21 protein-coding genes and 1 riboswitch are annotated in these 22,453 nt (G+C 48.3%); of the genes, 18 read left to right on the forward strand and 3 right to left on the reverse strand.

From position 1 onward, the window contains the following. The first annotated feature begins 8 nt into the window (after window positions 1-8). Window positions 9-2,456: a phenylalanine--tRNA ligase subunit beta gene (gene pheT / locus ACIFO6_RS12450; RefSeq protein ID WP_430040954.1), complete on the forward strand. Its 2,448-nt coding sequence runs from the start codon at window positions 9-11 to the stop codon at window positions 2,454-2,456. Between the two features lie 208 nt (window positions 2,457-2,664). After that, entirely contained in the window at window positions 2,665-4,689 is a 2,025-nt protein-coding gene (gene zapA, locus ACIFO6_RS12455) for a cell division protein ZapA (RefSeq protein ID WP_430040955.1), read from the forward strand. A gap of 151 nt (window positions 4,690-4,840) precedes the next feature. On the opposite strand, the gene ACIFO6_RS12460 is transcribed toward zapA, so the two are convergent. Continuing rightward, window positions 4,841-5,200: a phage holin family protein gene (locus ACIFO6_RS12460; RefSeq protein WP_430040956.1), complete on the reverse strand. Its 360-nt coding sequence runs from the start codon at window positions 5,198-5,200 to the stop codon at window positions 4,841-4,843. Window positions 5,201-5,352: 152 nt separating this feature from the next. Here ACIFO6_RS12460 and ACIFO6_RS12465 point away from each other — a divergent pair, with 152 nt between their 5' ends. From ACIFO6_RS12465 to ACIFO6_RS12480, 4 genes are all read left to right on the forward strand, one after another. After that, entirely contained in the window at window positions 5,353-7,722 is a 2,370-nt protein-coding gene (locus tag ACIFO6_RS12465) for an endonuclease MutS2 (RefSeq protein ID WP_430040957.1), read from the forward strand. Between the two features lie 59 nt (window positions 7,723-7,781). Further along, window positions 7,782-8,195 carry a DUF350 domain-containing protein gene (locus ACIFO6_RS12470; RefSeq protein WP_007429540.1) on the forward strand — a complete coding sequence of 138 codons (414 nt, stop codon included), beginning with the start codon at window positions 7,782-7,784 and terminating at the stop codon, window positions 8,193-8,195. Between the two features lie 54 nt (window positions 8,196-8,249). Next, window positions 8,250-8,930, forward strand: a complete 681-nt coding sequence (locus ACIFO6_RS12475; protein WP_430040958.1) for a hypothetical protein — start codon at window positions 8,250-8,252, stop codon at window positions 8,928-8,930. A 115-nt stretch (window positions 8,931-9,045) separates the two neighbouring features. Beyond that, window positions 9,046-10,299: an MFS transporter gene (locus ACIFO6_RS12480; protein ID WP_430040959.1), complete on the forward strand. Its 1,254-nt coding sequence runs from the start codon at window positions 9,046-9,048 to the stop codon at window positions 10,297-10,299. A 75-nt stretch (window positions 10,300-10,374) separates the two neighbouring features. Here ACIFO6_RS12480 and ACIFO6_RS12485 read toward each other — a convergent pair whose 3' ends face one another. Continuing rightward, on the reverse strand, window positions 10,375-11,613 hold the full coding sequence (locus ACIFO6_RS12485) for an NAD(P)/FAD-dependent oxidoreductase (protein ID WP_430040960.1): 1,239 nt from the start codon (window positions 11,611-11,613) through the stop codon (window positions 10,375-10,377). Window positions 11,614-12,084: 471 nt separating this feature from the next. Here ACIFO6_RS12485 and ACIFO6_RS12490 point away from each other — a divergent pair, with 471 nt between their 5' ends. From ACIFO6_RS12490 to ACIFO6_RS12545, 12 genes are all read left to right on the forward strand, one after another. Beyond that, window positions 12,085-12,321 (forward strand): hypothetical protein, encoded by a 237-nt coding sequence (locus ACIFO6_RS12490; RefSeq protein ID WP_430040961.1) that lies wholly within the window; start codon window positions 12,085-12,087, stop codon window positions 12,319-12,321. A 34-nt stretch (window positions 12,322-12,355) separates the two neighbouring features. Next, complete coding sequence (locus ACIFO6_RS12495) at window positions 12,356-12,742, forward strand: spore coat protein (protein WP_430040962.1); 387 nt, start codon at window positions 12,356-12,358, stop codon at window positions 12,740-12,742. A gap of 144 nt (window positions 12,743-12,886) precedes the next feature. Continuing rightward, window positions 12,887-13,387 (forward strand): Lrp/AsnC family transcriptional regulator, encoded by a 501-nt coding sequence (locus ACIFO6_RS12500; RefSeq protein WP_014280586.1) that lies wholly within the window; start codon window positions 12,887-12,889, stop codon window positions 13,385-13,387. Window positions 13,388-13,399: 12 nt separating this feature from the next. Further along, on the forward strand, window positions 13,400-14,611 hold the full coding sequence (locus ACIFO6_RS12505) for an aminotransferase class I/II-fold pyridoxal phosphate-dependent enzyme (protein WP_430040963.1): 1,212 nt from the start codon (window positions 13,400-13,402) through the stop codon (window positions 14,609-14,611). 113 nt (window positions 14,612-14,724) lie between these two features. Next, window positions 14,725-14,931, forward strand: coding sequence for an aspartyl-phosphate phosphatase Spo0E family protein (locus ACIFO6_RS12510; protein WP_430040964.1), 207 nt, complete (start codon window positions 14,725-14,727; stop codon window positions 14,929-14,931). Between the two features lie 103 nt (window positions 14,932-15,034). After that, window positions 15,035-15,607: a hypothetical protein gene (locus ACIFO6_RS12515; RefSeq protein WP_044646648.1), complete on the forward strand. Its 573-nt coding sequence runs from the start codon at window positions 15,035-15,037 to the stop codon at window positions 15,605-15,607. 18 nt (window positions 15,608-15,625) lie between these two features. Next, window positions 15,626-16,189: a cob(I)yrinic acid a,c-diamide adenosyltransferase gene (locus ACIFO6_RS12520; protein ID WP_430040965.1), complete on the forward strand. Its 564-nt coding sequence runs from the start codon at window positions 15,626-15,628 to the stop codon at window positions 16,187-16,189. Window positions 16,190-16,210: 21 nt separating this feature from the next. Continuing rightward, window positions 16,211-17,173, forward strand: coding sequence for an RluA family pseudouridine synthase (locus ACIFO6_RS12525; RefSeq protein ID WP_430041037.1), 963 nt, complete (start codon window positions 16,211-16,213; stop codon window positions 17,171-17,173). 2 nt (window positions 17,174-17,175) lie between these two features. Further along, window positions 17,176-17,541, forward strand: a complete 366-nt coding sequence (locus ACIFO6_RS12530) for an arsenate reductase family protein (protein WP_430040966.1) — start codon at window positions 17,176-17,178, stop codon at window positions 17,539-17,541. Window positions 17,542-17,616: 75 nt separating this feature from the next. Then, on the forward strand, window positions 17,617-18,513 hold the full coding sequence (locus tag ACIFO6_RS12535; RefSeq protein ID WP_283655235.1) for a 5'-3' exonuclease: 897 nt from the start codon (window positions 17,617-17,619) through the stop codon (window positions 18,511-18,513). A gap of 168 nt (window positions 18,514-18,681) precedes the next feature. After that, a complete protein-coding gene (locus ACIFO6_RS12540) occupies window positions 18,682-19,560 on the forward strand; it encodes an ROK family protein (protein WP_430040967.1) in 879 nt (292 codons plus the stop codon). A 165-nt stretch (window positions 19,561-19,725) separates the two neighbouring features. Continuing rightward, window positions 19,726-20,739: an HRDC domain-containing protein gene (locus tag ACIFO6_RS12545; RefSeq protein ID WP_430040968.1), complete on the forward strand. Its 1,014-nt coding sequence runs from the start codon at window positions 19,726-19,728 to the stop codon at window positions 20,737-20,739. Between the two features lie 79 nt (window positions 20,740-20,818). On the opposite strand, the gene corA is transcribed toward ACIFO6_RS12545, so the two are convergent. Then, on the reverse strand, window positions 20,819-21,754 hold the full coding sequence (gene corA, locus ACIFO6_RS12550) for a magnesium/cobalt transporter CorA (RefSeq protein WP_430040969.1): 936 nt from the start codon (window positions 21,752-21,754) through the stop codon (window positions 20,819-20,821). Window positions 21,755-22,307: 553 nt separating this feature from the next. Then, window positions 22,308-22,433: riboswitch (SAM riboswitch) on the forward strand. The last annotated feature ends 20 nt before the right edge of the window (window positions 22,434-22,453 follow it).

Consider the following 22,453-nt stretch of genomic DNA (forward strand, 5'->3'; position numbering starts at 1 on the left):
GAACCCATATGAAAGTATCATTCGATTGGCTATCCGAGTATGTGTCGCTGGATCAGGTGAGCGCGGAGGATCTGGCTGAGAAAATCACCCGTTCGGGCATTGAAATTGATGAGGTCGAACATCGGAACAAAGGGATTACAGGCGTCGTGGTCGGTTATGTCAAAAGCAAGGAAAAACACCCTGATGCGGATAAGCTGAATGTGTGTATTGTCGATGCGGGACAAGAGGAAGATCTGCAAATCGTGTGCGGTGCCAAAAATGTGGATGTAGGGCAAAAGGTTCCTGTTGCCGTTGTGGGCGCGAAGCTGCCGGGAGATTTTCAGATTAAAAAGGCCAAGCTGCGCGGTGTCGTATCCATGGGCATGATCTGCTCGGCTAAGGAACTGGGTATGAATGACAAGCTGTTGCCCAAAGAGTTGCAGGAAGGTATTCTGGTGCTGCCCGAGGATGCTGAAATCGGTACGCCGATTACGAAGCTGCTGGCGCTGGATGATCAGGTGCTGGATTTTGATCTGACACCAAACCGTTCGGATTGCTTGAGTATGCACGGAGCGGCTTATGAAGTGAGCGCGATTCTGGGGCGTGACATTTCGCTGGCTGACCCGGCTAAGGATTTGGTGGAAATCAGCGATGCGGCGGCAGATCATCTGTCGGTGAAGGTGGATGCACCTGAACTGTGTACGCACTATGCCGCTCGTTATATCACGGGTGTAAAAGTGGGAGCTTCTCCGCTGTGGATTCAAAACCGCCTAATGGCGGCGGGAGTTCGTCCGATCAACAACATCGTGGATATTACGAACTATGTCATGCTGGAATACGGTCAGCCGTTGCATGCTTTTGATGCGGATAAGCTGGAAAATGGCAACATCGAAGTACGTCTCGCTCGTGCAGGCGAAACATTGGTTACGCTGGACGATCAGGAGCGCAAGCTGGAGCCACATATGCTGCTGATTACAGACGGCGTGAAGCCGATTGCGCTGGCAGGGGTGATGGGCGGAGCCAATTCTGAAGTTACGGATGCGACGGTCAGCATTGCGCTGGAATCCGCGAAGTTTGACGGCGGTACGGTTCGCAAAACGTCCCGTCAGCTTGGACTTCGTTCCGAAGCAAGCCTGCGTTTTGAAAAAGAGGTTGATCCGGGTGCTGTTGTACCTGCAGTGAACCGTGCGGCTGCGCTGATTCAGCGTTATGCAGGAGGCACTGTGCATCAAGGCATCGTGGAAGCTGTTTCTGCGAAGGCCGAAAGCCGGATTATCAAGCTGTCGCTGGATAAAGTGAACCGGTATTTGGGAACAGAGTTGTCGTTGCTTGAGGTAAAAACGATTTTCGGCAAACTTCATTTCGGATGCGGTGACGTGGAGCAAGGTGTGTTGGAAGTGGAAGTGCCTACACGCCGCGGGGATATTACCATCGATGTGGATTTGATTGAAGAGGTAGCCCGTCTGTATGGCTATGACAATATTCCGACGACGCCGATTGAAGGACCCACGACGCCGGGTGCTTTGACGGCATCGCAATCACTGCGTCGTTCTATGCGTAAATTGCTGGCCCATGGCGGCTGGCAAGAGACGATCAGTTACTCGTTTGTGCACCCGGAAAGTGCAGGTTTGTTTAATGCGCTGACAGAGGGAAGCCATCCGGTACGTTTGGCGATGCCTATGAGCGAAGACCGCAGTGTGCTGCGTACGAGCATTATTCCGCAAATGCTGGATACAGCAGTGTATAACATGAACCGGAAGCAGGAAAATCTGGCGATTTTTGAAATAGGCACTGTATTTTATACCGCGGAACAAACGTTGACCCGCCAGCCGCAGGAAATTCAAGTGCTCAGTCTGCTGCTGACAGGCGTACGCCGTGAAAAACAATGGAACATCGGTGCTGAGAAAGTCGATTTTTTTGATATTAAAGGTGCATTGGAAACCGTATTCGGCTATTTCGGATTGGGTGCAAGCATCCGTTATGTGGCTGACCAGCCGCAAAGCTATCATCCGGGACGTTCTGCCTCCGTATGGCTGGATGTGAATGGAACCTCCCAACGAGTCGGCACCATCGGGCAGATCCATCCGGAGCTGCAACAGTCTTATGGGCTGAATGATACGTATGTAGCGGAAATTGCGTTGCAACAGCTGATCGAACACGCCAACAGTCACATTCAGTTCAGAGAGCTGGCCCGCTTCCCGTCCGTGGAGCGCGATATTGCCCTTGTGGTGGATAAGAGCGTCGAGGCAGGCGAATTGCTGCGTGTGATTCATGCGGCAGGCGGAGAGCTATTGCAGGATGCACGGGTGTTTGATGTATTTACAGGCAGCAAGCTTGGTGAAGACAAGAAGAGCGTAGCTATCTCTCTTACCTACCGTCACTGGGAGCATACGTTGACGGATGAAGAGATTAATGCAGTGCATATTCCTGTCGTTACGTCTCTGGAACAAACTTTTGAAGCGGAATTGAGAAAGTAGCAGGAAATGCGGGGAGCCGTATCGAATCTTAGTGACAGAGGTTCGATACGGCTTTTTGGCCTATCATCATTGAAGCTCTCTACTCTGATATTCACCCGCTGCGGGGAAGCCGGACTAATGGGGTTGAACGCTTCACGAAGGGCGGGTTACCCTAGTACCGGACACAACTTAGAATCAACATACAGTAGTATTGAAGGAGGGCTTAATTGTGACTACACCAGATCGTACTCGCGTCACTGTAGAGATCTACGGTACTTCTTATAAACTCGTCGGCAGTAATACCGATTATATGAAGCAGGTTGCCAATTACGTGGATGAACGCATGCATAGCATTTCTCAGGCTCATTCGCGTCTTGATATGCCCCGAATTGCCGTACTGGCTGCGGTTCATATGGCAGAAGAAGCTGTACAAATTCAGGAAATTCAGAGCCATATGAACCGGTTGGCCGGGGAGCGGGCGGAGCTTCGGGGCGAACTGGCTCAACTCCAGACGGCTCTTGGAGAACAGCAACAAAAAAATACGGATATGCAGCAGTCTTTTGCCCAATTGAAGGAAGAGAAGGAAACGGTTCTGAAAAAATGGAAGGAGAACGAATCCGTATCAGCCAGGGAAATTGCCGAATTAAAGGCGAAGCTGGAACAGCAGCGGAAAATAGCGGCAGAACTCGAAAATGGACAAAAGCAGGCTGAACGTCAATTGGAGGAGTCCCGTCAGGAAGCTTCTCGTAAGCTGAAAGAGCAGCAGGAGGCGGCAAATGCCCGTATCCGCCAGATGGAGGAGCAAACCAAGAAGGAGCTGGCCGAATCGGTCAAGCAGGCGGAAGCCAAGCTGTCGGCTGCGGAAAAGACTCATCAGGAGCGTCAGCGTACAGAGCTGGACAAGCTGCGTTCTGCTTTGCAGCAGGAGCATAGCCGGAAGGTCACCGAATGGCAGGGCAAGTGGTCCGGGCTAAACGAGCAGTTGGAGCAGGAGCGTAAACAGGCGGAACTGGCGTTGAATGAAGAAAAGCTCCAACATCAGGAAGCGGAGAAATGGGCCGAGGAAGCTGCACTGGAGCAGGAAATTCGGATCGAGGAGCTTCAAGAGCAATTGGAGCAGGTACAAGCAGGCAGTACAGAGCTGTCTTCCCGTCTGGGAGAGGCGCAAGAGCAGGTTGCAGCATTGAAGCAACAGCAGTCCGAGCTGGAGTCTATACTGGAAACGCAGCGACAGGCTGCGACAGAACGGGAGCAGGCGGATACGCTTGCGCGTGAAGAACTGCAAAGCCGTTACGATGAATTGGTAGCGGAAGCCAAGGCAACGCAGCAGCAAGCGGCCAAGTTGGAGGAAGAACAGCGACGGATGCAGAAGTTGCTGGAGCAGGCGCATGTGTCCTCCCGTAAACTGCAAAGTGAGCTGGCCACACTGGCCGAAAGCGAGAAATCTTGGAAGAAGCTTGCTGAGGAACGCCAGCTCGCAGTAGATGAGCTGGAGCTTTCGATATTGGAAGTACGTGAACGGAAGGATACTGTACAGGAGAAACTACAGCATGCCGTGGCTGAGGCTGAAGTTGTAAACCATAAGTTTGCTGCACAACAGCAACGTCTGTTGCAGTTGGAAGCGAGAATCAAGGAGCTTTCACCTGAGCTGATTCGCGCTCAGAACGAGCTGGAGAAGGCAATCCTGCGTGAGCAAGAGGGGGCAAAGGCTTACAAAACGCTTCAGGAGCAGTATGGAAGCATGAAGAGCCGGGCAGAGCAACTGGGACAGAATATCAAGCAGCTCCAACGTGAGGATAGCGAACGGCGGAAGGAACTGGAGCGCGCCGAAGAGGAATCACTGGAATGGCAGCTTAAATACGAGCAGTTGAAGGCCGAATCGGAACGTTTGGAGGCCGAGGATGCTGCCCGTAAGAAAGAATTTGCCTCATGGGAACGAGAAATAGCCGTTACTGTTGAGCAAAAGGAACAGCTTCAAGAGGAAATTCGTTTGGCGGTTGAAGCTGCCGAGATGGCGAAGGCTGAACAGCAATCTGTAGTTCAGGAACGGATGGTTTTACAATCCGAGCTGGAGGAAGTCGGTCAGAAGTATGAGCTGGCGGCTCATCAGCTTCGTCTTTTGCAGGTTCAACAGGATGTCGATCGGGAAAATACGGAGAAAATATCAACGGAATTACGTCAACTGCAAGAGGAATATACAAAGCTTCAATCCGAGTACAATGAGTGGATTGAATTAATCGAACAGGATCAGTAGATACGGATAATAAATGCAATGCAATCCCCGGCTGCTTATCGCCGGGGATTATTTGTATGCTGTATCCTATTCGGCTCTTGGATGACAAAAGGCTGTCCAGCGGCAGGAGAAATCTGCTGTGGAACAGCCTTGTCGGGAATGTGACCCTGAATTATTTCTCGCTCTTGCGGCCAGCTTCAAACGGTGTAGATACCGGAATGAACAGGTCGATAATCCCGATAACCAATGCAGCGAGCAATGCGCCCAAAAAGGAAACACTGACACTGGTTACGATATATTGAGCCATCCAGATAACCAGAGCGCTCACCAGGAAGCCTACGATACCGCGTCCGAATGGTGAAACGCGTCGGCCAAACATAGCCTCAATGATGTAACCGATCAAGGCAATGACAATGGCAAGGAGCAGCGCGCTCCAAAAGCCGCCTACACTAAAGCCGGGAACGATCCAGCTTACGACCATCAGAACCAAAGCGGCAACGATGAAACGCACAATGTGCCCGAGAATGCTCACGGAATAACCTCCTTTGTTTTTTGAATGTACAGGGTTATACAAAGGTTATTGTATGGCATAAAGGGTTTTCTTATGTGTAAAACGGAGTTGGCAAATAGCGTAAGTGCGCGGCTTTCGTTATAATATAGATATAAGTGAAAGGAGTAGTGAAGTTGGACTCTAAAATTTTCAAAACCCTAGAATATCAAAAAATTTTAAATAAACTAAGTCACTATGCTCAAACGGCGATTGGTCAACAGACAGCCCAGCGGCTACAGCCCAGCGATGATTTGGAACATATCAAGAAATTGTTGAAAGGCACGGATGAGGCCTATGCTGCCGATCGACTTAAAGGAGTACCCTCTTTTAACGGAGTTGTGGATATTACTCCAGCGGTCAAGCGCGCACGTATCGGCGGAACACTGAGTCCGCAAGAGCTGCTTGGCATTCGGACAACAGTTCAGGCTGCACGCCGTGTACAGGTGTACGTGGTAAGTCTGCATGAGGAAAATCCAGTGGAAACACTGCTGTATTGGAGTGAACAGCTTTCAGAACAGAGAGGTCTGGAAAACTCGATTAAAGGCTGTATCGACGAAAATGCAGAGGTGCTGGATTCTGCCAGTACAGAGCTTTCACAGATCCGTAGAGAACTGCGCTCGGGTGAAGTGCGTATTCGGGAAAAGCTGGATTCCATGATTCGTTCCTCCACCGTATCCAAAATGCTTCAGGATCAGTTGATTACGATCCGTGGAGACCGTTTTGTAATTCCGGTTAAAGCCGAGTATCGTTCTTATTTTGGCGGAATTGTGCATGATCAATCCGGGTCTGGGGCAACGCTGTTTATCGAGCCAGAATCCATCGTGGCCATGAACAACAAGCTGCGGGAAACACGGTTGAGAGAAGAACGCGAAATCGAAGTAATTTTACAAAAGCTGACTGCACTTGTCGCAGAACAAGCGGATATGCTGCTATATGATGTAGATGTTTTGGGGACGCTTGATTTTATTTTTGCCAAAGCGCGTCTTGCTCGTGAGATGAAGGCAACCTTGCCATTGATGAATGATCGTGGTTATTTGAAGCTGAAAAAAGGCAGACACCCTCTTATTCCGTTGGAGCAGGTCGTTCCGATTGATGTGGAGCTTGGCAATTCGTATACCTCCATTATTGTAACCGGTCCGAATACAGGGGGGAAAACCGTTACGCTGAAAACCATTGGCTTGCTTAGTCTAATGGCGATGTCTGGACTTTTTGTGCCTGTAGAGGACGAAAGCCAGCTATGCGTATTTGATGCCATCTATGCAGATATTGGTGACGAGCAAAGTATTGAGCAAAACCTGAGTACCTTTTCCAGTCATATGACCAACATTATCAGCATCCTGAAAAATATGACGCCAAAAAGCCTTGTGCTGCTTGATGAGGTAGGTGCAGGAACCGATCCTGCGGAAGGCTCGGCTTTGGCTGTATCCATTCTGGAGCATATGCATGCTTTGGGTTGCCGTATGGTTGCGACGACTCACTACAGTGAATTGAAGGCCTATGCCTATGAGCGCAAAGGAATCATTAATGCGAGCATGGAGTTCGATGTTGCTACATTAAGCCCGACATACCGCCTTCTTGTAGGTGTACCCGGTCGAAGTAACGCTTTTGCCATTGCTGAGCGCTTGGGATTGCCGGGCCGTATTTTGGATTATGCCCGTGGTGAGGTGACGGAAGAAGATCAGCGCGTAGAGCATATGATTGCGTCACTGGAACAGAATCGTCTGACAGCCGAGCAAGAGCGGGAAAAGGCGGAACAATTGCGCGGTGAAATGGAAGAACTGCGCACCCGTCACCAGAATGAACTGGAAAAGCTGGAAGCACAGCGGGAGCGCTTGCTGGAGAAAGCTACGGACGAAGCGAGAAGTCTCGTGGACAAAGCTCGCAGTGAAGCGGAGATAATCATTGCTGATCTGCGTAAGCTGGCTCAGGAAGAAGGAGCTTCCGTTAAGGAGCATAGGCTGATTGCAGCCCGCAGAGAGCTGGATGAAGCGGAACCGAAACAGCGTAAGAAAAGCGCAGTCAAGCGCCCAGCGGCGACACGTACTCGCTCTATCGTAGCGGGTGATGAGGTATCCGTTCACAGCCTGAATAAAAAAGGCCATGTGGTGGAACTGTCTGGCAGCAAGGAAGCCGTGGTGCAGTTGGGCATCATGAAAATGAAGGTCAGTCTGGACGATCTGGAGCTGCTGCAACCCGCCCAAACAACTACACCTAGAGCCCAGAAACCGGTAACCGGCATTAAGCGAACACGGGATGATCATGTGCGAAACGAGCTTGATCTGCGTGGTGCGAACGTAGAGGAAGCACTGATGGAGGTAGATCGCTTCATGGATGAAGCGTTTCTGGCCAATCTGGGGCAGGTACACATTATTCATGGCAAAGGTACAGGGGTTCTTCGGACCGGTATTCAGGAGTACCTTCGCAAGCATAAGCATGTGAAAAGCTACCGTATCGGGAATTACAATGAAGGCGGCACAGGCGTGACGGTTGCTGAATTGGAATGAGCTACGGGTTACCGGCTCCGGCCGGGAACGCTTTGTAGAACGGGAGGGACAAAGTGAAGATGGCGATTGATGAATTGCTGTCACATCCGTTAGGAATGATGCTGGGCTATTTCTCGGTGGCGGTGCTGGAGCTGATTGTATTTTTGTCTTGCTTTGAGCTGGTAACCCGGTATAAATGCTGGGAAGAGATCAAACGCGGCAACATTTCGGTAGCGATGGCTACGGGCGGGAAAATGTTTGGCATTTGCAACGTACTCCGCTTTGCGATGGAGGCCAAATCCAGCGTGTACGATACGATGATTTGGTCGTTCGTTGGCTTTTTACTGCTGCTTGCGGCGTACTTTCTGTTTGAGTTTCTGACACCGGTATTTTCAATCGATCAGGAAATTAAGGAGGACAACCGCGCTGTCGGCTTGTTCTCCATGATTATCTCGATATCGTTATCTTATGTGATTGGTGCCAGTGTAACTTGACACATCCTGTATACTAGAGCTTGGTATACGCTTGGAACGGAAGGATGATGAAGCTTGGAAATGACTATTTGTCCATGGTGTAACATGGAAATTATTTGGGATGAAGAATTGGGACCTGAAGAAGAGTGCCCTTATTGCCATAATGACCTGAAAGGGTATTCGGATATCACCGATGATGAAGATGAAACGGAGTCTGATTCTGCACATGACCACAGCCATGATGGCGTGACTTCTGTGGGTCAAGCAGCGCCTTCCCCTATAAACGAAGACCTAAAGGGCTATCGTACGTTGAGCATTCAGCTTGGGGATGAGGATGAGCAGGATATTTTATATGATGCAGAGGATGAAGTCGTAGTTGAAAAGCCGGCTGACGCTCCATCGTTGCAGGACAACGAGCTTCACAAGCTGCCTGTGCTGCATACCCTGCAAAAATTCGAAGAAAGCGGTGCGGATCTAATGGCTTATGAACAAGGCGCTGAACAAATACTCGACAGACAAGATGAGGTTCTAGAATGTTCCCAATGCAGTGAATACATGCTGCATGCAGGTTCGCAAACCGTGACTGGAGAAGGCTTTGTACCGTCGATGTCTCCTGCGCTTGGCAGACCTGTTCTGGATTTGCCGTTTGTCTTAAATGTATATGTATGTCCAAGCTGCTTCCATGTTCAGCAGACGTTGTCAGAGGATGACCGATTGCGTTTGTTACAGAAGCTGAGTGGTATTTCCAACAATTAAATTGTATTCCCCCGGATAAGCCCAAGTTGAACTCGGGCATCTTAAACCGAAGAAGCTCTGAAGCAAGCTGAGATAAAAGGAGCTGAATGGTGATTTTCGGTTAGGGGGAACGACATTGAAATCAAACCTGAACGGACAATCCATTCTGCTACTAAGCCTGAATGGATTGTTTGTGTTTGCGGCAGCTCTGTCAGGTACTTTTCTTAACGTATATCTGTGGAAAAGCAGGCAGGATTACGCAATGATTGGCTGGTTTAATGTCAGCCAGCAAATTGCGCTGGGAATCACGGTTTGGGTAGCTGGAAAATGGGTCAAGGAGCATAACAAAATGAATGCTCTGCGCGTAGGGACCGCATTGTCTGGATTATTTTATCTGGTGGTTTTATATACGGGATCGCAGGCTGTACACTACATATGGCCGTTAGGGATGATATTGGGTGCAGCATTGGGTTTGTTTTGGCTGGCTTTTAATGTGATTTTTTTCGAAGTCACAGATCAGGGAAGCCGGGATCATTTTAATGGCTGGGTCGGTCTGCTGGGCTCGTTTTCAGGTATTGTTGGTCCCTTGCTGTCCGGCTGGATTATTGCCCGTATGGAGGATGATGCGGGATACCGTGTGATATTTAGTATCTCTCTGGCATTTTATGTGATAGGGGTAGTGCTGAGTTTCTTTCTACACAAGCGTAAGACGACAGGAAGTTACAATTGGCTGGAGTCCAAGCAACGTTTGTCGCAAAAAGGAAGTATGTGGCGGCCATTGTCGTTGTCGCTTGTTACACAGGGTATTCGTGAAGGAGTTTTTGCATTTCTGATTACGCTGCTTGTGTACGTCGCTACTCAGCAGGAGTGGAAGCTGGCGCAGTTTTCACTTATTACATCCGCAGTTTCATTTTTTAGCTTTTGGGCTGCCGGAAAATGGCTCAAGCCACAATATCGCTCGGTTGGCATGCTGTTGGGGGCTGTGCTACTGGTGATTGTGCTTTTGCCGTTACTGTGGCGGATGCAATATAGCACGCTGCTGATTATGGGCATCGGAACCGCCTTGTTTTTGCCGTTATATTTAATCCCGATGATTTCTGCGAGCTTTGACCTGATGGGCGTGAGTGAAGAGGATGTTAATCAGAGGGTGGAACTGGTCGTACTGCGCGAGTTGTGTTTGATGGTAGGTCGATTGTCCGGAATGCTTATCTTTCTGGGTGTGTTGAGTATAAGCAAGGCCCCTGTAGCCATGATCTGGCTGTTGATTGGGCTTGCGTTAATGCCCGTGGCGGGATGGGGTTTTATGCGCAATGTGCTAAAGAAGGAGCAAACAACGAAGCAGAGCAAGTCTCATTCCAAGGCACGACGCTGGCACAGGCAAACCGAGTAGCTTACAATATATATTCAAAAAGAGCCTCTAAACCCACGAAAATGGGAATTGGAGGCTCTTTCGGTTTTGGATTTACTAAGTCAGCGGCTCCGTGATTTCGGGTGAAGGCTTGGTGGTACGCGTTAGTGAAAAAAGCTCTATCTCAGGTCGATGTGTGCCCGTCAGTTCATCAGCCAAAAGCTGCGCAGCCATCATACTGGTGACTGTGCCGTTTCCCCCGTAGCCCTCCAAAAAGTAGCAGTTCGGAAAGCGCGGGTGCGGGCCAATAAACGGTAAGCCATCATGGGAGGAGCCAAAGACGGCTGCCCACGCGTAATCAATCTTGAATGGTATATCGGGAAAATGCTCCTGTAATGCTTGCAGCAGCTTTTTCTGTTGGTGCAGCAGTCTGACTTCACGCTGTCTCGGGTCGAGTACAGGCTCATCCAACCCCCCGATAATCACGCGTCCATCCGTAGTGGAGCGTATATACAAATAAGGACGGGCGGTTTCCCAGATTAGACATTGTTCATGCCACATGGCTGAATCTCCAACCGGCTTGGTGGCAATCGCATAAGAGCTTTCCAGTATGGCTCCGCGATCCTTTTTAATTTCCTGCGATTCATAGCCTGCCGCAAAAATAACCTTTTTCGCCCGGATGGTTCCACCGCTGGTATGACAAACAACCTCGTTGTCGCCAAATTCAAAATGCTTTGCTTCGGTATGTTCATATAAGTGTACACCAAGATGGCTGGCAGATTGCAGGAGTCCCTGTGCAAAACGAAACGGATTTACCTCTGCATCTTCATGTGTATACAGCGCAGCCGGTTTTCGAAAAGGAAAACGTGCAGCCACCTGTTGCTCATCCCAATATTCCACTGGGAATCCAAAGCGGATTAGCTGTTCGAACTCGTTTTGGAGCACCGACACATCCTCCGGCGTACTCGCATAATATAGGCTGCTGCGCCGGATAAAGGACGGGTCGATGTCCACTGTGCTGGCCAGCTTTTCCAACTGATCCAGAGCATCCTTGCACATCCGATAAAACAGCACCCCAATAGCTTCGCCAAAAGTGTTAATAAAAGAGGTCAGCGTCTTATCATTGCTATATTGTAGCAATCCGGTATTGGCCGAAGAACTTCCGTGCGCCAGCTTACGCTTGTCAATGACCACCGTATCCACCTGCCGTTCTCCCAGCAGTCGGGCACAGAGTGATCCACCCATCCCACCCCCGACGATAAGCACATCACAAGTCAAATCTTCTGTTAAAGAAGGAAAATCCAGTTTGTGCTCCAGGGTGCTAGGCCAATACGTATTCCCACTAATCAAATCCATAACAAAACACTCCTTATTAACAATAAGTAATATTCAGGTACACATCGTATTTTCAATCACACTTTTAGTTCTAAAGGGCGTTAAAGGTTGTCAGTAGTTCCGAGAAGCCATCAAACAGCTCATATTCTAATACCCTTCACTTTCCACCCAAGGGGAGTTTTGTCGAAATCTTGGCGCCTTAGGGGGCAATTCCCGTCGAAGCAGCGAAGCGATCCATTTGAATCTGAAGAAGCGACAGCGTTCGCCTTTGCCATGGAATTCTTACCTCTAAATGTTTTATACAATCCAAAGAATCCCGTGGCAACAGCGATCGTAAGATCAAATGGAGCGCATAGCGTCCTCATCAGCAGAACCGCCCCTCACTAATTCGTCAAATTTCGATAAACTCCGCTCTTCTCCACATATACATATAATTCCGCCAAACGGACAAGCTAACCAGCGTGCAACAAAACATTTAAGGAGGCACAGACCATGCAATCTACGAACATGCAACCTTTGACTGGCAAAGAACTGGAGTACATCGTGGACTCCATTTCCAATGAAGAACTGCTGCTCAAGCAATGTGCGGCAACGGCAGCATCCGTTCAGCATCCTGCCATTCAGCAAGCTTGTCTGCAATTCGCGAGAACTCATGAGAACCACCTAAATCTGCTTTCAAATGCTCTTCAACAGCACCAGCAGATTGCCCCTATGCAACCACAGCAGTAACGATGGATTAACCAACCAAGGAGGTAATATCACGATGTTTTCACAGAACAATACGTCATTTATGCCCGAAGAAGATTTGCTCTATACCATACTTGCCGATATGAAACGCACGGTAGGAGAATATACAACGGCGACAACTGAATCCAATTGTCCGTCTGTGCGTCAGCTTTTCACCGACCTTACGAGCGATACACTGCGTCTGCAAGGTGATTTGTACCGTTTGATGAGTCAAAACAACATGTATTCCACCACGACCAAAGCGCTGCGCACCGATTTGGACAAACAGATTCAGGAAGCCCGAAAAACCCAACAGGAATGCCAGCAGTTCATTCAGCAAAAATCGTCCTCCGCGGGAGTGTATAGCCAGCCTATGCATCAACAGGGCCAGCCTGCTCACCAAAACAACCCTTACTATATGTAAACGGGGCAATCCGCTTTTGAAGCCTATTCTCATAGCAAGCCGTCCGTCTACCGGGTTCACCGGGGCGGGCGGTTTTTCTTTGCAGGTTTAAAGCACGTATTGTATGATGTATAGTAATCTCTTTTGATGGAGGCCTTATGTAGAATGACAGAACTGAATGATTTGAAATTAAAAGTGCTGGAATTGTTAAAAGAAGATGCAAGAAGGACGCCTACTCTGCTTGCTACCTTGCTGGGAGTTGCCGAACAGGATGTATGTACCGCGATTAAAGAGCTTGAAGACCAACATGTGATCGTCAAATACGCCGCTGTGGTCAATTGGGATAAAGTTGACGACGAAAAGGTTACTGCTTTAATTGAGGTGCAAATTACACCGGAGCGGGGAAGAGGATTTGAAGGCATCGCTGAACGGATTTATTTGTATCCACAAGTTAAATCGGTATATCTCATGTCTGGTGCATACGACTTGTTAGTGGAAGTAGAAGGACGCAATCTTCGCGAGGTAGCGAACTTTGTGTCGGAAAAGCTGTCGCCTATTGATTCGGTCCTGTCTACCAAGACCAATTTTACGCTCAAAAAATACAAACAGGACGGAATTATCTTCGAAGATCATCAGGAAGATAATCGTCTGATGATTTCGCCGTAAAGGAAGATCATGATGAATATCAAACCTGAAGCATTGACTGACAGTAACAAAGCCATGAGCTCGTATTTGTCTCCATTGGTGCGCGAGATTCCATCCTCGGGTATTCGTAAGTTTTTTGATCTGGTGGGCGGCAACAAGGATATTATTACTCTGGGGGTAGGCGAACCGGATTTTACAACCCCTTGGCATATGCGTGAAGCCTGCGTCTATTCATTGGAGCGGGGTTTTACCAGCTATACTTCCAACGCAGGGACGCCTGAACTGCGTGAGGCGATTAGTGAATATCTGGATGAGCAATTTGCAGTCCGCTATGATCCAAAAAGTGAAATCATCGTGACGGTGGGCGGCAGTGAAGCGATTGATCTGGCTTTGCGTGCGTTAATTGTACCTGGTGACGAAATTCTCGTTCCTGAGCCATGCTACATTTCGTATTCTCCGATCACTTCGATTGGCGGCGGTGTTCCCGTAGGGATTGAAACCTTCGCCAAGGATGAATTCAAGCTGACAGCAGAGGCGCTGGAGGCTAAAATCACACCTAAATCCAAAGTGCTGATTTTATGCTATCCGAGCAATCCAACCGGAGCGACCATGACCTATGAGGACTGGCTTCCGATTGCGAAAGTTGTAGAAAAGCATGATTTGATCGTCATTTCTGATGAAATTTATGCAGAATTGAACTATGGTGAGAAGCATGTCAGCTTCGCGGCTATGCCAGGCATGATGGATCGTACCATTCTCGTCAGCGGTTTCTCCAAAGCCTTCGCCATGACGGGCTGGCGTATTGGATATACATGCGGGCACCCTGATTTAATTGCCGCTATGCTTAAAATCCACCAGTATACCGTGATGTGTGCGCCTTCGATGGGTCAGGTTGCGGCTCTTGAGGGTCTACGCAATGGTTTGGGCGAGAAGGATCGCATGGTGGAGGCTTATAATCAGCGTCGCCGTCTGATGGTTGAGGGGTTCCGGGACATTGGTCTGGAATGCCACGAACCGAGAGGGGCTTTTTATGTTTTCCCAAGTATTCAAAGCACAGGGCTGAGCTCGGATGAATTTGCGCAGCGTCTTTTGGCAGAGGCCAAGGTTGCGGCGGTGCCGGGGAACGTATTCGGTTTGGGGGGCGAAGGATACCTTCGTTGCTCATATGCGACCTCTGTGTCTCAACTGACGGAAGCATTGGATCGGATTGGTCAATTTGTAGAAAAATTAAAAAAAGAAGGTTGAAATTATTTTTATGGGTATTTCATAGAGAAAAGTATTTTATTTCTAAATTTATATGCTATAATATAAAATCGAAAGCAGGAAGTTCAATTTTTTCAATTGCAGGAGGAATGCTCATGTCATATGTTGGATATCATTCATCGAGTTCAATAGGATACGACATTTCCCTGGAAGATGAAATTTTGTTCCTGCGCAATGAGATGATGCGGACGTTTCAGGAAGAAAAGTCCTTCACCTCTGATCTTGTCATTGAGATCAGTTGCAAGCTCGATTTGAAAATTAACGAATACATGAAGCTGTACGGTACGGAATGCAAGGTGTAACCGTGTGAAGCCAAGCCGTACGTATAGAGAAGGCCGCAGGGCCTTCTTTTTTTGCGTTCACAACTTATGATATATTAGTGGCATGGAAGAGAGGGGCGTACATATGAGAGCAGGGCTGAAAAGGCTGTCGCCATGGATCATCGGAATGCTGGCACTCGTGCTGTTGGCGGGATGCGGGGGGCGTGACAAGGACAGTTTCACCATTTTTATCATGGATAAGCAAGGGGATGCTTCAATTATTCGCGATGAGTTGGCGCAAAAGCTTAAGGATAAACTGGGCGAACAGGCTCCAACCATCGAGATTGCAGTTAGCCCATTGTATAACCAGCAGAAACTGGTCGTTGAATATGCGGCCGGGGAAAACGATCTGTTTATTTTGCCAGAAGAGGATATGAAGTTGTATGGACAGAATGGTTCGAATTTGCCCTTAGACGATGCTTTTGACAAGAAAACGTATGCTCGGGGTGTATTCGAGGGCGGCGTATTTAAGGAGAAGGAGCAGGGGGAAAAAGGAACAGATATGATCAAGGAAACTCATTTGTTCGGGATTCCGGTGGAGCAGATGAAGATGTTCAAGGATGTAAAATATAACTCCAAAACATTATTTGCTACCGTGCCACCGCGTACGAGTAATAAGGAAGAAGCCATTAAGGTATTAAAAGCACTGACGGAATGATAGAGGGGATGAGATACCATGGGGATTTATACAAGAACAGGTGATGAGGGACAAACCTCGGTGATCGGCGGTCGGGTGGCCAAGGATGATGACCGTGTGGAGGCATACGGTACGATTGACGAACTGAACAGCTTTGTAGGACAAGCGATCAGCTTTGCCGAAGGAGAAAAGTTTGCAGATATTCGGGTCCAATTGGAGGAAGTACAGCAGGAACTGTTTGATTGCGGCTCGGATTTGGCGTTTGTCAAAATCAACGAAAGCAAATACAAGGTGAAGGATGAACTGGCAGAGCGGCTTGAAGGCTGGATTGATGCATGTCAGGAGGAAAATCCGAAGGTCGAGCGTTTTATTATTCCGGGTGGTAGTACGTTGTCCTCAGCACTTCATGTTTGCCGTACGGTTTGCCGCCGAGCGGAACGTCGTGCGGTCACACTGGGTAAGCATACGGAGATCAATCCTGCGGTACGTCGGTATTTGAACCGTCTGTCCGATTATTTCTTCGTCGTGGCCCGCACCGCGAATGTACGTCAAGGGGTGCCGGATGTCGAATATGTGCGCAGCAAAAAAGTGTTCCGCAAATAAGGAGGCAACCGGGATTTTGTGATGAGCTTGTACTATGAACCTATCGTGTATACGATCCCTCCTGAGGAGGAGGGAATGCTGTTGAAGACCATTTTGCAAAAACGTATGAATGTTTCACGCAAGCTGATATCCAGACTCAAGCTGACGGAACAAGGTATTATGCTGAACGGAGCACGAGTGTATATCAGTGTTAAGGTACAGTCCGGGGATCGGGTGGAAATTCGTATGGAGCGCGAGCGTTCCGATGATATTTTGCCTGAACCGATTCCTTTTGACATTTTGTTTGAGGATGAGCATGTATTGGTTGTCAACAAGGCGGCGGGTATGATTGTCCATCCGACTCACGGCCATTACACGGGAACACTGGCTAATGGGGTTGTGCATTATTGGCAGGCTAAAGGTGAGCTATTCCGGTTTCGCCCCGTTCATCGTCTGGATCAGGAGACGACTGGCGTTCTTGTGGTGGCTAAAAATCCATATGTACACCAGCATATTTCCGAGCAAATGATTATGGGAACGGTGGATAAGCGTTACACTGCCCTGGTGCACGGTTGCCCTGACCCACAGGCAGGCAGGGTGGATGGGCCAATTGACCGTAATCCGGATGATCCACATTTGCGCATGGTGACCCCTGATGGTTATCCGGCCCTTACACTGTATAAGCTGGAGGAAGCCTGGAATGAGGGGAGCCGCATCGGGATCAAGCTGGAATCCGGGCGTACGCACCAAATCCGGGTACACATGACTTCTATCGGATGTCCGTTGATCGGAGATAAAATGTACCGAAATACGCCTGCTGACGCTGCGCAACGTGAGCGTTATGATCAGCTGGATGCCCAGATGCCCCGACAGGCATTGCATGCCTCAGAGCTGTCCTTGGTGCATCCTGTGACCGGAGAGCAGTTGACGTTTTGCGCCCCATTGCCGGACGATATGGCCCAGTTGCAGGATCTGTTAAGAAATCAAAATGGAGGGTTAACATAACGATGAGCCAGTTGAAAGTATACCAGTACTCCAAATGCAGCACTTGCCGCAATGCAGTGAAATGGCTGCAAAGCAAGGAACATGAAACGGAATTGATTCCTATTTTTGAACAACCTCCCGGCCCGGAGGAATTAGCTGATTTAATCAGCATAAGTGGACTGGAGCTGAAAAAGTTTTTCAATACGAGCGGTGAGGTTTATAAGGAGCTAAAGCTAAAGGACAAGCTGGCAGACATGAGCCGTGAAGAGCAAATCTCGCTTTTATCCTCGAATGGAAGATTGATCAAGCGCCCGATTGTAACAGACGGGAACAAAGTAACGGTAGGCTTCAAAGTGGAAACATTTGAGGAAGCATGGGGCGCTCAATAACGTCCAATTCGACTCCGCGATATGTTATACTGTTGGGGTTAAATAATAATATCATGAATGGGAGCAATACAATCTGTGACACAACGTAAAGAACAATCCATAATGCTGGTTGACGGCATGGCTCTGTTATTCCGCGCTTATTATGCAACTGCTGCAAACGGTTATATAAGGCGTACAAAGGCCGGAGTGCCAACGAACGCCATATATGGTTTTATTCGATATTTTTGGGATGCGGTACAAACCTATAATCCGACGCATGTCGTATGCTGCTGGGATATGGGAGGAACGACGTTCCGCGGGGAACATTTTGCTGCGTACAAGGGCAATCGGGCTGACGCGCCAGATGATTTGATTCCTCAATTTACATTGATCCGTGAAGTGACGGACAGCCTCGGCATTCCTAACATTGGAGCGGCAGGTTTTGAAGCGGATGATTGTATCGGTACGCTGGCACGCCTTTATACGCAGACTGAGGACATGGATGTAATGATTCTCTCCGGAGATCATGATTTACTCCAATTGGTGGATGAGCGGACACGGGTCATTATCATGAAAAAAGGCCACGGCAATTATATGGTGTATACCCCGGAAACGCTGCTGTCTGAAAAAGGACTCAAACCTCGCCAAGTCGTGGACCTCAAGGGCCTAATGGGGGATGCAAGCGACAATTACCCGGGAGTACGAGGCATTGGTGAAAAGACGGCACTCAAGCTGGTACAGGAATATGACTCCATTGAAGGTATTCTGGAGAATCTGGATCAATTGACGCCGGCGGTGCGCAAAAAGATTGAGAGTGATCTGGATATGCTGCATTTGTCACGTAAGTTGGCTGAAATTCACTGTGGTGTACCTGTAGCATGCGAACTGGACAGCTGTCTGCTGACACTGGATCATGTGCAAATTGTAGACAAGTTTGAGGAGCTTGAAATGAAAAGCTTGTGTACGTTAATGGGTGTGGCAACTGGATCATAACGAAGCCAGTTTGGCTTCACAGGTACAACCCGGAGCTCGCATTACACATATGAGGATGCTGGCGCTTTGTGCGTTAGTGTCCTTTTAAGGGGATTGACCTTGGACGCGTTTCAGGCGAATATAGGGTAGAGAGAACCGGATCATGACTGAGAGGGGACAACAGCAGCTATGACAGTATTGGGAGCAATTGAGGCAGGTGGTACCAAATTTGTATGTGGAATTGGCAACGAACAGGGAGAGGTGCTGGAACGCGCGAGCTTTCCTACAGCCACGCCAGCAGAAACGATGGCGAATGTCGTTGCATTTTTTGAAGGGAAGGGTATTGAAGCGCTGGGCGTAGGGTCGTTCGGGCCGATTGATCCTATCGAAGGCAGTGATACATATGGCTATATTACAACAACGCCAAAGCCGCATTGGGGCAATTATAACCTGATTGGCAAACTGAAAGAGCATTTTGACGTACCTATGGGATTTGACACGGATGTGAACGGTGCAGCATTGGGCGAATCCATTTGGGGGACGGCTAAGGGACTGGATAGCTGTCTCTATATTACGATAGGTACAGGTATCGGAGCGGGTGCTTTGGTCGGTGGAAAGCTGATTCATGGATTGTCACATCCTGAAATGGGCCACATCCTGGTGCGTCGTCATCCAAAAGATACTTATGAAGGGACATGTCCTTATCACGGAGATTGTGTGGAAGGATTAGCAGCAGGTCCTGCACTTGAAAAAAGATGGAAGGTCAAAGGACATGAGCTTTCTGTGGATCACCCGGCTTGGGAGATGGAAGCTTATTATCTGGCACAGGCTTTGATGAGCTATGTATTGATTCTTTCACCGCAAAAAATTATTATGGGCGGTGGAGTGATGAAGCAGGAGCAGCTGTTCTCACTCGTTCGCGCCGAGCTTCAAAAACTGTTGCACGGATACGTACAGCATCCGAGTCTGACTACAGAAATTGATCAATATATCGTGGCCCCAGGCTTGGGAGACAATGCCGGATTGTGCGGTGCTCTTGCCTTGGCAAAGGAAAAGCTGAACAAATGAAAATTTCGGGTTGACGGCGATACGAGGTACGGTTATCATATAGGCAACAGCATAGTACGGCTCAAAAAGGGAAGCACCTTTCTTGCAAATACGCGAGATAGGTGCTTTTTTGCGTTTGGCGTTGTACCGGACTGTAACCCAATTATAAGCATGGAGGAAAAAAGCATGGAAATCGTATTTTTAAACCGCTTGTCCAAACGGAATGAACAGGGCCATGAGCTATTTGCCCAGGTATGGATTGGACAACATGATGGGGTATGGAGTGCAGGATGGAGCACACAACACAGCTTGGATGAAAGTACAGATGATCTTTGGTACGAGGGTAGCTTGTGGCAGGAGTTGCTGCATGTATACCGCCATGAGCTGGCGCTGAAGATGGCAGAGGGCTACAGACCCTTAATCCATGGTGTTTTTCATGAGCAGGAAGGGGCAGGAGCAACAGGACGTGGACAAACATTACAAAAGCTGTATTGCTATAGTGATTTGTTTCCGCGTGATGATGTGTATGAGCAATTGACGATGTGGAGGCGGCAAAAGGCGGCTGCCGAGCGAAAGGCACCTTATTTTATTGCCACCAATCGTCTGCTCCGGTTGATTAGCGTATATCTTCCCCATACCGAGGAGGAGTTGCTGGAGCTACCAGGGATGGGGCAGGGTAAAATATCTCAATATGGGCCAGAGCTGCTGGCTATTACGACACAAAATGACCGGACTACGCCATTTCCGCTAAATTGGGTAACAGAGACGCTGGATGAGGAAGTTTTCTTATCATGGCTTTACAAGCAAAAAGAGAACCAATATAAGCAGGAACTGAATAAATTCAGTCTGACAAAAACCATTATTGAAGGTATTTCAGACGGTCTTACATTGGAGCATATTGGACTGAAGGCGGGGTTACATCGTAGAGAAATGATTGAAGCAGTAGAGCATTTGGATCGAGATGGAATCGATATGGAAAAACTGATCCGTCAGGAATTAGTGAACGTATCTGAAGAAGAGCAGATGGCGATCTGGTCTGCGTATGAAGAACTGGGGGATACGCTGCTCAAGCCCGTCATGCTGCGGGTATATGGTGAGGAACAGGCTGCGGAAACGGGACTGGATCAAGTTTATGAGCGGCTGCGTCTGATTCGTATCCGTTTTCGCCATCAGGTAGCATCAAATCGACATGCGGGATAACATAGCGAAAATATAAAAATAACCACACAAAAAAAGCGGCAGCTATATCCTGTGAGGATACGGCTACCGCTGATTCTTTTCAAACCCAATCCTTCTTGCGGAAAATACAAAACATGCTGACACCCAGCGTCACCATAATACCAATGACGACAAAATAACCATAACGTGTATGAAGCTCAGGCATATTATCAAAGTTCATACCATAAATTCCGGTAATCACCGTCAACGGCATAAACACGGTTGTAATCGCTGTAAACACGCGCATGATTTCATTCGCACGGTTAGCGATACTGGATTGATAAGCTTCTCGAAGGTTACCCATTAGATCGCGGTAAGTTTCGAAAGTCTCCGAAATTTTCACGGCATTTTCATAAATATCGCTGAAATATTTTTGCAATTGATCGTCAATCAGTCGTAAATCCCGTTTGTTCAACGTATTGATGACTTCTTTTTGTGGACCAAGCACTTTTTTTAGCCACAGAATCTCACTGCGTAAGCCGATAATTTCATTCAAATGCGATTTTTTCGTATGCATCAAAATGTCTTCTTCCAGCTTTTCAATGCGAACCTCAATCCGGTCACCAACCAGAAAATAGTTGTCAACGATCAAGTCGATCAACAGATACATAAAACGGTCAGGCTGGCTGACCTCCTGCTCCCATAGCATAGGCTTGAGGGTGCGTAGCTCATTGATTTTCTGCTTTGTCACCGTAATGATAAAATGGCGGCCCAGGAAAATGTTCAAAGCACGTAAAAATATTTCTTCATCATCAAAACGAATACTGTTTACAACGATAAAATAATGGCTTTCGTAAATTTCAATCTTCGGACGCTGCTCTTCTTCACTCAAACAGTCCTCTACCGCGAGATCATGCATGGAGAACAAAGGCTGGAGCACTGCCAGATCATCAACATCGGCATCAATCCAATAAAAGCCTTCTGTTGGCGGAGTAAGCGCCATTTCAATTTCTTCGACAGGGGTAAAAACCCCGTTGTTTACCAAACGGATTTTCATATATGTCACTCCTTATGCTCCGTCGTAACGGAAAATACGTGTACCTAAAAGCATAAGGAATGACTCAGTTAGCCAGTTAGCCGGAGCGGTTAAGCGGATCCCCATCAAAAGCAAGAGGCTTTTGGAGCATGCAGAGCCTGGCGTCCCGTCTTTCGGCAAGCTGAAGTCATTCCTATGCTGTTGTTCAGGGATCGCCGCCTATTCGGACTCGGGTCGCCTTCCATTCCGGATTCACCTCACACATGTTCTTTTTTAGGTTGCCACAGGATCGCAGAAAGCACTCTAAATCTGCACCACTGCTTTAAATTTTCGCCTATAGCACTTGTATAGTATAACGCTCGGCCTACAGCCTTTCAAGCGCAAAATCATGGGCTAAACAACACGAGTGACAAGAGCTTCGACGATAGGGTAATGTATGATTTAACATATGGAAATATTAGACGAAGTGTGAATGCAGGGGTGAAAAATTACAAGTCTCATCTTGACGAAGCCCATCGGATGCATTAAAGTGAACAACAAGAACTTTTTATGAACCCAAATTGAATATAGCGAAATCTTATCAAGAGCAGGTGGAGGGACTAGCCCGATGATACCCGGCAACCGGCGATTTTAATCGCACGGTGCTAATTCTTGCAGGACGCGCGCTTTTTACAAAGAGCGATGCCCTGACAGATGAGAGAGGCGCATATGGATACAAAT

The sequence above is a fragment of the Paenibacillus sp. NRS-1781 genome, assembly GCF_050467745.1.
In the GTDB taxonomy this organism is placed as follows: Bacteria; Bacillota; Bacilli; order Paenibacillales; family Paenibacillaceae; genus Paenibacillus; species Paenibacillus terrae_A.

What these genes read in the sequence shown, in the direction of transcription:
- pheT (WP_430040954.1), top strand. Translation starts at nt 9, where the DNA reads ATGAAAGTATCATTCGATTGGCTATCCGAGTATGTGTCGCTGGATCAG.
- ACIFO6_RS12470 (WP_007429540.1), top strand. Translation starts at nt 7,782, where the DNA reads ATGGCGATTGATGAATTGCTGTCACATCCGTTAGGAATGATGCTGGGC.
- ACIFO6_RS12485 (WP_430040960.1), bottom strand. Translation starts at nt 11,613, where the DNA reads ATGGATTTGATTAGTGGGAATACGTATTGGCCTAGCACCCTGGAGCAC.
- ACIFO6_RS12490 (WP_430040961.1), top strand. Translation starts at nt 12,085, where the DNA reads ATGCAATCTACGAACATGCAACCTTTGACTGGCAAAGAACTGGAGTAC.
- ACIFO6_RS12495 (WP_430040962.1), top strand. Translation starts at nt 12,356, where the DNA reads ATGTTTTCACAGAACAATACGTCATTTATGCCCGAAGAAGATTTGCTC.
- ACIFO6_RS12500 (WP_014280586.1), top strand. Translation starts at nt 12,887, where the DNA reads ATGACAGAACTGAATGATTTGAAATTAAAAGTGCTGGAATTGTTAAAA.
- ACIFO6_RS12505 (WP_430040963.1), top strand. Translation starts at nt 13,400, where the DNA reads ATGAATATCAAACCTGAAGCATTGACTGACAGTAACAAAGCCATGAGC.
- ACIFO6_RS12510 (WP_430040964.1), top strand. Translation starts at nt 14,725, where the DNA reads ATGTCATATGTTGGATATCATTCATCGAGTTCAATAGGATACGACATT.
- ACIFO6_RS12515 (WP_044646648.1), top strand. Translation starts at nt 15,035, where the DNA reads ATGAGAGCAGGGCTGAAAAGGCTGTCGCCATGGATCATCGGAATGCTG.
- ACIFO6_RS12520 (WP_430040965.1), top strand. Translation starts at nt 15,626, where the DNA reads ATGGGGATTTATACAAGAACAGGTGATGAGGGACAAACCTCGGTGATC.
- ACIFO6_RS12525 (WP_430041037.1), top strand. Translation starts at nt 16,211, where the DNA reads ATGAGCTTGTACTATGAACCTATCGTGTATACGATCCCTCCTGAGGAG.
- ACIFO6_RS12530 (WP_430040966.1), top strand. Translation starts at nt 17,176, where the DNA reads ATGAGCCAGTTGAAAGTATACCAGTACTCCAAATGCAGCACTTGCCGC.
- ACIFO6_RS12540 (WP_430040967.1), top strand. Translation starts at nt 18,682, where the DNA reads ATGACAGTATTGGGAGCAATTGAGGCAGGTGGTACCAAATTTGTATGT.
- ACIFO6_RS12545 (WP_430040968.1), top strand. Translation starts at nt 19,726, where the DNA reads ATGGAAATCGTATTTTTAAACCGCTTGTCCAAACGGAATGAACAGGGC.
- corA (WP_430040969.1), bottom strand. Translation starts at nt 21,754, where the DNA reads ATGAAAATCCGTTTGGTAAACAACGGGGTTTTTACCCCTGTCGAAGAA.